Source organism: Methylobacterium aquaticum (assembly GCF_001043915.1).
Classification (GTDB): domain Bacteria; phylum Pseudomonadota; class Alphaproteobacteria; order Rhizobiales; family Beijerinckiaceae; genus Methylobacterium; species Methylobacterium aquaticum.
In genome coordinates this window covers 1-12592 of record NZ_LABX01000232.1, presented here as the reverse complement: position 1 = coordinate 12592, position 12592 = coordinate 1, and the positions used below count along the sequence as shown (strand labels likewise).

12 protein-coding genes are annotated in these 12592 nt (G+C 71.2%); 8 read left to right on the top strand and 4 right to left on the bottom strand.

Translation table 11 applies throughout. The features are described 5' to 3' along the window. Positions 1-123 precede the first annotated feature (123 nt). Positions 124-912: an SDR family NAD(P)-dependent oxidoreductase gene (locus VP06_RS26350; RefSeq protein ID WP_048466774.1), complete on the top strand. Its 789-nt coding sequence runs from the start codon at positions 124-126 to the stop codon at positions 910-912. 254 nt (positions 913-1166) lie between these two features. Then, positions 1167-2054 (top strand): DUF3313 domain-containing protein, encoded by an 888-nt coding sequence (locus VP06_RS26345; RefSeq protein ID WP_048466773.1) that lies wholly within the window; start codon positions 1167-1169, stop codon positions 2052-2054. A 20-nt stretch (positions 2055-2074) separates the two neighbouring features. Here the strand turns inward: VP06_RS26345 and VP06_RS26340 are convergent, their stop codons facing one another. From VP06_RS26340 to VP06_RS26330, 3 genes are all read right to left on the bottom strand, one after another. Next, positions 2075-2593: a DUF2269 family protein gene (locus VP06_RS26340; RefSeq protein ID WP_048466772.1), complete on the bottom strand. Its 519-nt coding sequence runs from the start codon at positions 2591-2593 to the stop codon at positions 2075-2077. Positions 2594-2596: 3 nt separating this feature from the next. After that, positions 2597-3892 (bottom strand): SDR family oxidoreductase, encoded by a 1296-nt coding sequence (locus tag VP06_RS26335; protein WP_048466771.1) that lies wholly within the window; start codon positions 3890-3892, stop codon positions 2597-2599. Between the two features lie 278 nt (positions 3893-4170). After that, positions 4171-5373 carry an amidinotransferase gene (locus VP06_RS26330; protein WP_048466770.1) on the bottom strand — a complete coding sequence of 401 codons (1203 nt, stop codon included), beginning with the start codon at positions 5371-5373 and terminating at the stop codon, positions 4171-4173. 309 nt (positions 5374-5682) lie between these two features. Here VP06_RS26330 and VP06_RS26325 point away from each other — a divergent pair, with 309 nt between their 5' ends. From VP06_RS26325 to VP06_RS26300, 6 genes are all read left to right on the top strand, one after another. After that, positions 5683-6771 carry a lysylphosphatidylglycerol synthase domain-containing protein gene (locus VP06_RS26325; protein ID WP_048466769.1) on the top strand — a complete coding sequence of 363 codons (1089 nt, stop codon included), beginning with the start codon at positions 5683-5685 and terminating at the stop codon, positions 6769-6771. Between the two features lie 4 nt (positions 6772-6775). Continuing rightward, the gene (locus VP06_RS26320; protein WP_082167638.1) at positions 6776-7426 is read left to right on the top strand and encodes an MlaC/ttg2D family ABC transporter substrate-binding protein; all 651 of its coding nucleotides are present in this window, start codon (positions 6776-6778) and stop codon (positions 7424-7426) included. Positions 7427-7569: 143 nt separating this feature from the next. Next, a complete protein-coding gene (gene hpnI, locus VP06_RS26315; RefSeq protein ID WP_048466768.1) occupies positions 7570-8754 on the top strand; it encodes a bacteriohopanetetrol glucosamine biosynthesis glycosyltransferase HpnI in 1185 nt (394 codons plus the stop codon). Positions 8755-8833: 79 nt separating this feature from the next. Beyond that, on the top strand, positions 8834-10270 hold the full coding sequence (gene hpnJ / locus VP06_RS26310; protein WP_048466776.1) for a hopanoid biosynthesis associated radical SAM protein HpnJ: 1437 nt from the start codon (positions 8834-8836) through the stop codon (positions 10268-10270). Between the two features lie 93 nt (positions 10271-10363). Next, positions 10364-11224 (top strand): hopanoid biosynthesis-associated protein HpnK, encoded by an 861-nt coding sequence (gene hpnK / locus VP06_RS26305; protein ID WP_048466767.1) that lies wholly within the window; start codon positions 10364-10366, stop codon positions 11222-11224. Positions 11225-11292: 68 nt separating this feature from the next. Continuing rightward, positions 11293-12081, top strand: coding sequence for a molybdate ABC transporter substrate-binding protein (locus VP06_RS26300; protein ID WP_053082043.1), 789 nt, complete (start codon positions 11293-11295; stop codon positions 12079-12081). Between the two features lie 50 nt (positions 12082-12131). On the opposite strand, the gene VP06_RS26295 is transcribed toward VP06_RS26300, so the two are convergent. After that, positions 12132-12592: autotransporter outer membrane beta-barrel domain-containing protein (locus VP06_RS26295; RefSeq protein ID WP_048466766.1), on the bottom strand; the 461-nt coding region annotated here is incomplete at its 5' end.

Sequence of the window (12592 nt, the reverse complement as noted above, 5' to 3'; positions counted from 1 at the left end):
ATGCGGGCGGGGATCTATGCGGGCGGGGATCTATGCGGGCGGGTCCTGGCCGCCCTGCTTTGCCGCCCGTTGCGCAGGGTCGGCCTTTGTCGCGACTCTCCGTCGAGGGACGGAGATCGGGCCATGTCGACACGCCTGCTACAGAAGGTCGCGATCGTGTTCGGGGCGGGCTCCGCCGGCACCGGCTGGGGTAATGGCAAGGCGGTGGCTGTCGCCTTCGCCCGGGAGGGCGCCCGGGTGATCTGCGTTGACCGGAGGCTCGCCGCCGCCGAGGAGACGGCGCAGATCATCGCCGAAGAGGGCCACAAGGCCGAGGCGCTCTGCGCCGATGTCACCGATTACGACGCGGTGGCCAGGGCCGTGACCTCCGGGGAGACGCGCTTCGGCCGCATCGATATCCTGCACAACAATGTCGGCCTGCCGGAGGCCGGCGGCCCGGAGGACCTCGACGAGGAGAGCTGGCGGCGGGCGATCGAGGTCAATGTCGGCGGCGTCTGGCGCACCTGCAAGGCGGTGCTGCCGCGGATGCGGGCGCGCCGGTCGGGCGCGGTGGTCAACATCTCGTCGGTCGCCTCGCTGCGCTGGACCGGGATGCCCGCCTTCGCCTACGCGGCCGCCAAGGCGGCGGTGAACCAGGCGACCGTGTCGGTGGCGATGCAGTATGCCCGCGACGGCATCCGCGCCAACGCGATCCTGCCGGGCCTCCTCGACACCACCCTCGCCGACGAGTGCCGGGGCGCCGGCACGCCGGAATCCGGCCGCGACCGCCGGGTGCCGCTCGGCCGCCTCGGCGAGGCTTGGGACATCGCCCATGCGGCGGTCTTCCTCGCCTCCGACGAGGCCCGCTTCATCACCGGAATCTGCCTGCCGGTGGATGGCGGGCAGAGTTGCAGCATGGCGGCCCTCGTCTGACAGACCATGCGAGACCGCGACCTTCGGTAACAATGTGGCCGAAGCGTTACAGCCAGTGCCGAAGCGATCGCTGCCGCCCCGCTTGGCTTTCCCCCCCGTGCGGCGACGGTTAGGCTTCGCGGTATAACGGCGCGGCGTGCCCGGACGGGTCCGTTCTTGCGCCGCCGGGGGCTGGCCTCCGGATACCGCCGCCAGATCGTGATCGGGCGCGGGTTCCGGAGGTTCGGCTTCGCGTGATCCGGGAAAGCGACCGAATGCGGACGACAATCAAGGCTGCCTTGAACGCGCGGGCCGCCCGCCGCATCGCGGCCGTGGCGGCGATGGCCGTGCTCGCGGGCTGCGCCTCGCCGGTGCTGACCCAGGCCGGCCTGCTGACACGCTACGACCACCTGACGCCGAGCGAGGCCACCGCGACCAAGTCACGGATCTTCATCGACAAGGCCGCGATGGCGCGGGTTCGCACCGTCCGCATCATTCCCACCACTTTCCCGGCGGCGGTCACCGGCCCCGGCGTGACGGAGCAGGAGCGCCGGGTCGTCGCCAATGCGGCGGACCGGGCGCTCTGCTACGAACTGTCCCTGCGCTACGACGTGGTCTCATCCGGCCCGGCCGACCTGACCGTGCGGTCGACCATCACCCGGGCGAGCCTCACCAACGTGCCGGCCTCCGGCGTCGCGGTCGGTGCCTCGGCGGCGATCACCATTGCCGCGCAGGTCGGTGTCGGCTTCGCCGACACGATCGGCAAGGTGCCGGTGCCGCGCCTGCCGATCGGGCTCGGCGACCTCACGGTCGAGGCCGAGGCCCTGGATGCCCATCGCCAGCAGCGCGCCGCCATGGTGTGGGCCGGCGGCGCCAACTCCTTCACCAACCAGGCCCGGTTCTCGGCGGTCGGCGACATCTACGACCTCGCCGGCGATTTCGGCCAGGATTTCGGCTCGTACCTCGCCACCGGCCAGGACCCGTTCGAATCCGAACTGACCCTCCCGACCTTCGAGCGCATCCGCGTGACGGCGCTGGGCGAGATGCCGCGCGATCCCGATTGCCAGGCGTTCGGCCGTGCGCCCGGCATCGATGGCATCATCGGCGATTCCGTCGGCCTGCCGCCGGACTGGACCGACAAGGGACCGACCGCCGGGCGATGAGGCGGGCAGGGCGATCCTGCTCAGGGAGAGAGGTCAACGGAGAGGGGGCAGTCGAGCGACGGCTTGGCGGTCATGAGCCAGAGGATCGCCAGCATCGCCGCGAAGGCCGGCCAGCCGCAGGCGAACCAGATCCGGAACAGCCGGTCATAGGCTGCCGGCAGCGGCCGCCCCTCCGCGGCGGCGGCCCGTGCCAGGTCGCGCATCCGCAACTGGATCGCCACCACCGGCAGCCAGAACAAGCCGACGACCACGTAGAGTCCGATCGAGGCCAGGAGCCAGCCCTCGGTGAGCGGCCAGCCGACGCGATGGGCGAGGACGAGCCCGGTCAGCGGCTGCGCCACGGCGGCGGTCGCCGTGAACAGCACATCGGCGATCACCACCGTCCCGGCGACATGCGCGACGAGAACCGGATCGCCCGTGCGATGCGCCAGCAGCATGAAGAAGGCGATCCCGGCCCCGGTGCCGAACAGCACCGTCGCGCCGATCACGTGCAGCCAGCGCAGGAGGTCGATCCAAGGCAGGGCGTCGATCCACGCCATCGCTCAGCGCTCCGCGGCGAGCGCGAGGGCGACCAGCGCCAGGAGCGCGGCGGGCAGCATCTTCACGTAAGGCCCGAGGGGATCGGCCCACAGGTCGGGGGCGAGCCAGGTCCCGGCCGCCCCATAGGCCAGCGTGCCGCCGACCATCGCCAGCGCCGCGCGCGGCATCAGCCGCCGCACCACGATCGCGCAGCCGAGGACGAGGTCGAGGAGGATGCCGGCCGCCACGGCGGCCTGGGCGCCCCCCGACCCGAGGCCGCGCTCGGTCAGCACCGCCGCGGCGGCATCGAACCGCATGAGACCAACGAGGCCGGAGGCCAGCCAGAACAGGCTCAAGCCGCCGATCACGATCGGCTTCAGGAGCCAGAGCCGGCCGAACCAGCGCTCCTGGACCGTGGCGGGGAGGCGGCGCAGGCTGGCGCGCAAGCCCGTCGGCGGCGGGCCGCCGGCGCGCCGCCACGGTCCGGGATCGCCGGTGACGCCCTCGGTCACCTGAACGAGCGCCGTGCTGCGCAACGGCGAGCGCCAGCCGAGCCGGCCGAGACCGTCGCAGAGGGCGACCACCGGCCGGACCAACCATCGCGGCACCGCCACGAGCGGAGCCGGCGCATGGCCGAGCCAGGCCCGGAAGGCAGCGACCACCACGGCCAGGTCATGCGCCTCGTCCTCGACGAGGTCGTAGGCCGCCCGCGGCGTGACCCGCCCCTCGACGGCGAGGTGCACGGCCTCCGCGACGTCGTCGACATGCACGGTCTGGATCGGCCCGGCGCCCCCGACCACCGGCACGACCAGCGGTACCGAGGCGAGTGCCCGCAGGAGGGCGGTGCCGCCATAGGCGGTCGGAGCGAGGACGAGACCCGGACGCAGGATCGTCCAGTCGAGGTCGAGCTGGCTTAAGGCGGCATCGGCGGCATGCTTGCTGCGCATGAAGACCGTCCGTGCATCGGGGGCGGCGCCGACGGCGGAGACCTGCACGACCCGGCGGATTCCGGTTTCCGCGCAGGCTCGGAACAGGGCCCGCATGGCGGTATCCTGCACGGCACGCACATCGTCGCGGGGCCCGTCCTGGAGCACGCCGGCACAGTTCACCACCGCGTCGCAGCCGGCGATCACCGGATACCACGCCGCCGGCTCGCGCAAGGCGCCGATGTCGTGCGCGATCCAGCTCGCCTCCGGCCAGCGTCGCTGCGCCGCCGCGATGTCGCGGCCAAGGCCGGTGACGGCATGGCCGGCGGCGAGCAGGCGCGCGAGCACCGCCGAGCCGATCAAGCCGTACCCACCGAGTAGCAGGATCCTCATCGGGCGACGGCCTTCGGATGGCGGACGGCCCTGTGCCGCGTCACGCGCCGGACGGTGTCATGACAGAGCGATGGTGAGGAAAGTGCGAACGGGATCCAGGCAGCGGAGGCGCCCAGCCTCTCGTCACGGCAGCGCCGCCGCCGTGATGATGGGTTTCGTCGAAAAGACACCGTTCTCCGAGGAGCGTCCCGGCACACGACCGAGACGCGCCACGTCGTCCCCCTCCCAATCCCGCCGAGGCGGGGAGGGAGAATGGCCTTCGCTCCGCCGGACGCCGCTTAGAAATACGACTTCAGCGGCCCGCGCCGGCGCACGTCGAGCGTGGCGCAGTGGAACGAGCCGCCGAACGGGCCGTAGGACAGGAACGGCGTCGGGATCGGGTCGAAGCCCCAGTCCTTGAGCGCCTTGATCAGCGTCGGCTGGCTCGCATCGACCACGATCTTCTTCTCGTCGATGGCGAGCACGTTGATCGAGGTCCAGGGCGAGCACATCGAGATCTTGCTCATGAAGCCTTCGACGGGGTCGGGGCGCGGGGCGATCAGCACGTCCCAGGTCTTGAGCACCGCCGGCAGCTTCTCGACGTCGATGTAGTCGGGATTGACCAGCACCTTGCCGGGGGCGAGGGGCATGAACGACGAATCGATGTGCATCGGCTGCGGGCAGCGGCTCTCGATCTCGTGGATGCGGAAGCCCGGGCCGAGATGGCGGCGCAGCCACTCGATGCCCATCAGGTTGGTCACGTTGGAGCGGGTGACGAACAGGTCGCGGCCGCAGCGCACGAAGTCGGCCGCGTCGAAGACCGGCTCGAACTCGTTCACCGTGAACTGCATCGGCTCGCCGGCCTTCAGGTTCGGCACCCGGTAGTCGTAGTTGTAGAGGTCGTCGGTGAGCTGGGGCCGCGGCGCCGAGGTCCAGCGCGCGCCGGCCCGGAAATACTCCTTGAACAGCGAGCGGTAGGCGTCGCCCTCGAAGTAGCGCGAGCGCCAGCACATCGGGCTCTCGATGATCTCGTCGCCGATCACCAGATACGGATCGCGCGGGCAGGCGACGCAGAAGCCGCGCGACGACCAGCGCGGCGCCCGGAACTTCTTCGAGAAGTCCACGGAATCGGGACGGCGGATCTTGACGCCCTCGCCGGCCAGGATCTTGATGAAGCCGTCCAGCTCGGCTTGAGCCAGCTTCTTCATGAAGCCCGGGTATTTCCAGCCGGAGGCGAGGCGGTAGAACGGCTGGGCGGCCCGCGGCAGGTTGAAGATCACCGTCAGGTGGTGGGTCGGGATCGTGGCGCCGTCGAGCGAGCCGACGATCACCTCCTCCAGCGGATCCCACTCGTTCCAGGCCATGACCGGCGATTGCGGCGCCGGCGCGCGGCCGGGCGCCTCGCCCCCGAACGCCGTCAGGTCGTGCGCGGTGGCCAGGTCGTGCGCGGTGGCATCGTCGAGCGCGCCGCGCTCGGCCTCGAAGGTCGTCTCCCGATCCATGCTTGTCGTGTCCCCTGGCGGCCGTCACGAGCGGCCTTCTTTCGCGGTTCCGGTCCTCGCCGGCCGAAGCGGGGCGAGGAGGAAGGCGCGCCGTAACATAGGCTTGCGGCGATGCTTGGGCGGCTCTGTTCAGGCCGGTCCGTCACGCCGGTGGAGCGTGCCGGTTTCGTCGGCACTGTGTCCGGGCGGTGATAGACAGCGCTCATCAAAGCTGCAACGTGCCGGGATGCAACGGCGCTGCTTTGTTTCGACTCCGTTGCCGGAATGGCGCGCCCCCAAGGACGCCGCCGCTGCGACAGAAAGAGGGTCATGAAGCGACTGACGACACTGGGCCTGATCGCCGGGCTCTGCACCGTGATCGGCCTGTTCGTCTCCTCGGGGCCGGAGGCCGTCGCGGCGGCCCTGTGGGCGTCCGGCTGGGGCGCCCTGCTGGTCGTCGCGGCGCGCGTCGTCGCCGTCGCCTGGGCGGGTCTCGGCTGGTGGGTCGTGTTCCCCCGCGGCGAGAGGCCGCTGCTGCGCGCTTGCGTCAGCGTGCGCTTCGTGCGGGAGGGGGTGAACACCCTGCTCCCCGTGGCGCAGGTCGGCGGCGACCTGATCGGCGCTCGCCTGCTGACGCGGTACCGGGTGCCCGGGGCGCTGTCGGGGGCCAGCACCCTCGTCGACCTGATGGTTCAGGCGCTCACCCAGTTCCTGTTCACGATGGCCGGCCTCGGCATCCTGGTGGCGCTCGGGGGCGACGGGCCGATCGTGCATTATGTCGGCCTCGGCCTCGTGGTGGCGGCGCCGGCCCTGCTCGCCTTCTATCTGGTGCAGCGCCGCTTCGGCCAGAACCTGCTCCAGGCGGCGATGACCCGCTTCGCCGGCGGGCGCGAGTGGCGGATCTTCGGCGCCGTCGACGTGATGTTCGATCGCCTGCGCGGCCTCTACGCCGCCCGCAGCCGCATTCTCACCGCCATCGCCACGCATCTCTTCGGCTGGGTGATCGGCACCTTCGAGGTCTGGATCGCCCTCCGCTTCATGGGCTACGAGGTCGGCTTCCTCGAGGCGATCGTGATCGAGAGCCTGGCCCAGGCCGTGCGCGGCGCCGCCTTCGCGGTGCCGGGCGCGCTCGGTGCCCAGGAGGGCGGCTTGATCGCGCTCTGCGCCGTGTTCGGCATTCCGGCCGAGGCGGCGCTCGCCCTGTCGCTCATCAAGCGGCTGGCCGATCTCGCCGTCGGGCTGCCGAGCCTGATGCTGTGGCACGCCATGGAAGACGAGTCCGATCCGGGCCGCTTGCCGGCGGCAGGGATCGGCCCGGCCCTGCGGACGTGGCTGAGTCCGCACCGGACCCAATTGCGTCAGGCCCCCGTGCCCGCCTACGGCTACGCCGCGGCGCCCGCCGACGCCAAAGGAGAGTGACCTGGTGCAGACCCGACGCGAGACCCTGCGCAGCCTGACGATCGCCGGCCTCCTCACGGCCGCATGGCCGGTCGCCGGGCCGGCCCTGGCCCAGACGGCGGCCCCCGCGGGCGGAGCGGGCGACCCGGCGGTCGCCACCGTGCGGCGGATGACCGATGCCCTCGAGGCGGCGCTCAAGGCCGGCGACGTGCGCGCCCGGGCCGAGATCCTGTCCGGCCCGATGAAGGAGACCTTCGACCTGCCGGCGATGCTGCGCCTCGGCGTCGGCACGCGCTGGAAGGACATCCCGGCCGAGACGCAGCAGGCGCTGATCGCGGCCTTCGCGCCCTACCTCGCGGCGACCTACGCCACCCGCCTCGGCGCTGCCACGGGCAGCACCTTCGCCATCGACCCGAAGAGCGAGCCCCGCGGCAACGGCCGCATCGTGCACGTCACGGTCACCGACGGCGGCGGCGACACCTCCCCGGTCGATTACGTGCTGAACGCCGAGAACCGGATCACCGACGTCTATCTCCAGGGCACGGTGAGCGAGGCCGGCACCCTGCGGACCGGCTTCTCCGAGCCGCTCCAGGAGGGCGGGCCCGACGGCCTGCTGACCCATCTGCGCAAGTCGACCGAGACGATGCTGGCCGCGCCGGCGCCGAAGGCCCCTTAAGCGAGAGGCGCCAGCGCCGGGCTCCCCTCGCATGCCCGTCGCGACCGGACGGGCGGCGGCAGACCGGCCGTCCGCCGCGCCTCAACGACACAGCCCGCCGCGCCCCCGCACGGCCAACTCCTCCCAGGGAACACCGCCTCGCCATGGAATGGACCTGGATCTCCACCCCCCTGCTCGTCCTGGCGCTCGCCGGATGCATCTACGGCCTGACCACCGCGTGGCTCGCCGGGCGCCTCGCCCGGCGCCCGGCGCCGCGCCTGTCCGCCGGGGCGGCCCGCCCCTCCGTGACCCTGCTCAAGCCGCTCTGCGGCGACGAGCCGAACCTGCACCATAACCTGACCACCTTCTGCGCCCAGGCCTATGCGGGCGCCGTCCAGGTGATCTTCGGGGTGCAGAACGCCGCCGATCCGGCCATCGCCGTGGTGCATCGGCTCCAGGCCGAGCATCCGTCGTTACGCATCGACCTCGTCATTGATGCCCGCCAGCACGGCGCCAACCGCAAGGTCTCGAACCTCATCAACATGGCGGGTCTGATCGCCCACGAGGTCGTGGTTCTGGCCGACAGCGACATGGTGGTGGCGCCCGACTACCTGGAGCGCATCGTCGCCGAGCTGGGCCAGCCGGGCGTGGCCGGCGTGACCTGCCTCTATCACGGCGTGCCGGCCAACCGCGGCGTCTGGGCCCATCTCTCGGCGCTCGCCATCGACACCCAGTTCCTGCCCAACGTCCTGATGGGAACGGGGCTCGGCCTGGCCGATCCGTGCTTCGGCTCCACCATCGCGTTCCGCACCGAGATGCTCGCCCGCATCGGCGGGTTCGAGGCGATCCGCAACGACCTCGCCGACGACTACACGCTCGGGGCGGCGCTTCGGGCGCAGGGCGGCATCGTGGCGATCCCGAACTTCACCATCGGGCATACCTGCGTCGACACCTCGCTCGCCGGCCTGTGGCGCCACGAGACCCGCTGGAACCGCACGATCCGCACCGTCGATCCGGCCGGCTATGCCGGCACCGTGGTCACCCATGCCTTCCCGCTGGCGCTGATCGCGGCGCTGCTGCCCGATTCCGGCTCCTACACCCTCGCCGCCGCCGCCCTGGCGCTCGCCTGCCGGATCGTGCTGTGCCTGCGGGTCGAGCGGGCCTTCGGCCTTGAGCCGCACCCCTACTGGCTGCTGCCGCTGCGCGATCTTCTGTCCTTCGCCGGCTTCACCTGGTGCTTCATGTCCGGCGCCGTGACTTGGAAAGGTCATGATTATCGGGTCGTTGCGGATGGGACGCTGATCCCGGAATCCGGCCTGGCCCGCGAATCCGGCGCTCGCTCGACTTAAAACACACTCATCGGGCCGCCCGGCGGCCTCACCGGCCGCGTCCGCGGCCTCCTCTCTTCAAGAGACGATCCTCCCGATGATGCGGACCCTCTTCCTCCAGGCCCCCACCTTCGACGGCTTCGACGGCGGCGCCGGCTCGCGCTACCAGGCCAAGCGCGAGATCAAGTCGTTCTGGTATCCGACCTGGCTCGCCCAGCCGGCGGCGCTGGTGCCGAACTCGAAGCTGATCGACGCGCCGCCGCACGACATCAAGCTGCCGGAGATCGTGGCCCAGGCCAACGACTTCGACCTTGTGGTGCTGCACACCTCGGTGCCGTCGTTCAAGTCGGACGTGAAGACCATCGAGGCGCTGAAGGCCGCCAACCCGACGCTGATCGCCGGCCTGATCGGCGCCAAGGTCGCGGTGGACGCCGCCGGTTCGATGGCCCAGGCCCCGGCGGTCGATTTCTGCGCCCGCAACGAGTTCGACTTCACCGTCAAGGAGGTCGCCGAGGGCGTGCCGATGGCGGAGATCAAGGGTCTCTCCTACCGCAACGCCGACGGTGTCGTGGTCCATAACCCGGACCGCGAGATCATGACCGACATGGACCAGCTGCCGTTCGTGACCTCGGTCTACAAGCGCGACTTGCAGATGGAGAAGTACTTCATCGGCTACCTCAAGCATCCCTACATCTCGTTCTATTCGGGCCGGGGCTGCAAGTCGCGCTGCACCTTCTGCCTGTGGCCGCAGACGGTCGGCGGCCACACCTACCGCACCCGCTCGGTCGCGCACGTGATCGAGGAGATCAAGTACTGCCTGAAGGAGTTCCCGCAGACCAAGGAGTTCTTCTTCGACGACGACACCTTCACGGATAACCTGCCGCGCGCCGAGGAGATCGCCCGCGAGCTGGGCAAGCTCGGCGTGACCTGGTCGTGCAACGCCAAGGCCAACGTGCCGCGCGAGACCCTGAAGGTGCTGAAGGAGAACGGCCTGCGCCTGCTGCTGGTCGGCTACGAATCGGGCAACCAGCAGATCCTGCACAACATCAAGAAGGGCATGCGGGTCGAGGTCGCGGAAAAATTCACGCAGGATTGCCACGACCTCGGCATCGCCATCCACGGCACCTTCATCCTCGGCCTGCCGGGCGAGACCAAGGAGACGATCCAGGAGACGATCGCCTTCGCCAAGCGGATCAACCCGCACACCATCCAGGTCTCGCTCGCCGCGCCGTATCCGGGCACTTTCCTGTACAAGCAGGCGGTGGAGAACGGCTGGCTCGACAAGGACAACGCCGAGCTCGTCGACGAGAACGGCGTGCAGATCGCGCCGCTGCACTACCCGCACCTGTCCCACACCGAGATCTTCAACTCGGTGGAGGAGTTCTACAAGAAGTTCTACTTCCGCGCCCCGAAGATCGCCTCGATCGTCAGCGAGATGGTGCGCTCGCCCGACATGATGAAGCGGCGCCTGCGCGAGGGCGTGGAGTTCTGGCACTTCCTGCGCGAGCGCCAGGGCGTCGCCAAGAAGGCGGCGTAATCTCCGCGGGATTGTGTCCCGCCTGAGAGCGGGCTTGAGCCTCTCCGTCCGCTCGGACGGGGAGGCTCTTTCGTATCGCGAGACACGACGTCCATGACCAATCCTGCGCCCCGCAAGCGCCTCGTCGTCACCTCGGACGATTTCGGCCTCTCGACCCAGGTGAACGAGGCGGTGGAGCGGGCCCACTGCGACGGCATCCTCACCACGGCGAGCCTGATGGTCTCCGCGCCCGGCGCCGCCGACGCGGTGGCCCGCGCTCGCGCGATGCCGTCCCTGAGGGTCGGCCTGCACCTCGTGATGGTCGAGGCCTGGCCGACCCTGCCGGCGGCCGACCTGCCCGATCTCACCGACGGCGCCGGGCTCCTGCGGGCCGACCAGGCGAAGCTCGGGCTCGACCTGGCGCGCAACGTCCGCGCCCGCCGCCAGCTCGCGGCCGAGATCCGGGCGCAGTTCGAGGCTTATCGCGCGACCGGGCTGCCCCTCGACCACGTCAACGCGCACAAGCACTTCCACATCCATCCGATCATCGCCGGGATCGTGCTGAAGATCGGGCGCGATTACGGGATGCGGGCGATCCGGGTGCCGCGGGAATCGCGCGAGGCTCTGCGTCGCGCCGAGCCCGGATCACGCCCGGGCCTTGCCCTCGACACCGCCCCGTGGGCGGCCCTGTTGCGCGCCCGGGCCCGGCGCGCCGGCCTCCTCACGCCCGACGGCGTGCTCGGTCTCGCCTGGTCGGGTGCGATGACGCCGGCTCGCGTCGAGGGGCTGCTGCGCCACCTGCCGGACGGGCTGACCGAACTCTACCTGCATCCCGCCACCGCGGGCGGCTTCCCGGGCGAGGCGGCGGGCTACGCCTATGCCGAGGAGTTCGCCGCCCTGGTCGCGCCCGAAAGCCGGGCGGCGCTGGCGGCGTCGGGGGCGGTGACCGGCGGCTTCTCGGATTTCGCTCGCTGAGGCACCACCGGCTCGGTTACCGAGGAGCCGGGCCGGGCACCCGGCCCGCGATCCGGGAGCCTCCGCCCATGTCCCGCGCCACGCCGTCGATGCAAGTTCTGAAGCGCACAGGCGGGGCCGCCTGCCTGGCGCTCGCCCTGACCGTGCCGACGCAGGCGGCCGAGATCACGCTGCTCACCACCGGCGCCTACAAGCCCGTGGCGGCGGCGTTGGTGCCGGCTTTCGAGCGACGCACCGGCCATCATGTCACCCTCCGGAACGAGACGGCCGGCGCGGTGGCGCAGGCGATCCGCGACGGCGCGCGGCCCGATCTCGTGGTGCTCACCCCGGCCGGTCTCGACGCGCTGATCCGCGACGGCCGGCTCGCCGGGGCGCCGCCGGTGCCGCTCGCGAAGGTCGGGATCGGGGTGGCGGTCCGTGACGGCGCACCGGTCCCGGACATCGCCACCCTGGCGGGCTTTCGCGAGGCGCTCCTGCGGGCGCGAAGCGTCGCGATGGTCGATCCGGCCTCGGGCGGGTCGAGCGGCATCTATCTCGCCGGGCTTTTCGCGCGCCTCGGCGTCGCCGACCGGATGAAGGACAAGCTCGTCCTGGTGCGCGGCGGCCTGGCGGCGTCGCGCCTTATCACGGGCGAAGCGGACCTTGCCCTGCAACAGACGAGCGAGCTGCTGGCCGTCCCGGGCGCGCGCCTCGTCGGCCCGATTCCGGCAGAGGTGCAGAATTTTACGGTCTATGCCGGGATGGTCCCGGCGGGAGCTGCGGCGGCCGAGGCCGCATCGGCGCTCCTGCGGGATCTCGCCGGCCCAGAGGCCGCGCCCGTCCTGGCAGAGAAGGGCATGGCGTCGCCGAGCCCGTGACAAGGAGGGCGCGGCTCGCGCCGCGCCCCCCTTCATCACCTGGCCGATGGTCAGAACCGGTAGGTGAAGGTGCCCTTCACCGCATGGTCCTCGGCCCGCGAGCCGACCTGGCCGGTATACGACACGCCGATCGTCGCCGCCTTCGACACCCGCAGGTCCAGGCCCGCCGAGGCGATCAGCGCGTCCCGGGTGATCGGGATCCCCGCTGTCACGAAGCTCGGGCCCGTCCCGAAGGCCAGCAGCGCCGTCGGGACCACGTCCCCGAAGGCGCGCCGGTAGCCCACCAGACCGTGCAGCGACACCGGCGCCCCGAGGCCCAGATCCACCTCGGTCTGCGCCCGCACGCCTGCCGTCAGCGTCGGGATCTCGGCGAACCGCGAGGCGCCGCTCAAGCCCGCCACGCCCCCGGTTTCGGTGAACCGATTGCGGTCGATGCCGACATAGGCCCCGCCCACGAACGGCTCGATGTACGACGCCGTCACCGGCGACACCTTGCCGAGCACGCCCGCCC

Bases quoted from the DNA above. Each gene is read 5' to 3' on its own strand.
- VP06_RS26350 (WP_048466774.1), top strand. From the start codon at position 124: ATGTCGACACGCCTGCTACAGAAGGTCGCGATCGTGTTCGGGGCGGGC.
- VP06_RS26345 (WP_048466773.1), top strand. From the start codon at position 1,167: ATGCGGACGACAATCAAGGCTGCCTTGAACGCGCGGGCCGCCCGCCGC.
- VP06_RS26340 (WP_048466772.1), bottom strand. From the start codon at position 2,593: ATGGCGTGGATCGACGCCCTGCCTTGGATCGACCTCCTGCGCTGGCTG.
- VP06_RS26335 (WP_048466771.1), bottom strand. From the start codon at position 3,892: ATGAGGATCCTGCTACTCGGTGGGTACGGCTTGATCGGCTCGGCGGTG.
- VP06_RS26330 (WP_048466770.1), bottom strand. From the start codon at position 5,373: ATGGATCGGGAGACGACCTTCGAGGCCGAGCGCGGCGCGCTCGACGAT.
- VP06_RS26325 (WP_048466769.1), top strand. From the start codon at position 5,683: ATGAAGCGACTGACGACACTGGGCCTGATCGCCGGGCTCTGCACCGTG.
- hpnI (WP_048466768.1), top strand. From the start codon at position 7,570: ATGGAATGGACCTGGATCTCCACCCCCCTGCTCGTCCTGGCGCTCGCC.
- hpnJ (WP_048466776.1), top strand. From the start codon at position 8,834: ATGCGGACCCTCTTCCTCCAGGCCCCCACCTTCGACGGCTTCGACGGC.
- hpnK (WP_048466767.1), top strand. From the start codon at position 10,364: ATGACCAATCCTGCGCCCCGCAAGCGCCTCGTCGTCACCTCGGACGAT.
- VP06_RS26300 (WP_053082043.1), top strand. From the start codon at position 11,293: ATGTCCCGCGCCACGCCGTCGATGCAAGTTCTGAAGCGCACAGGCGGG.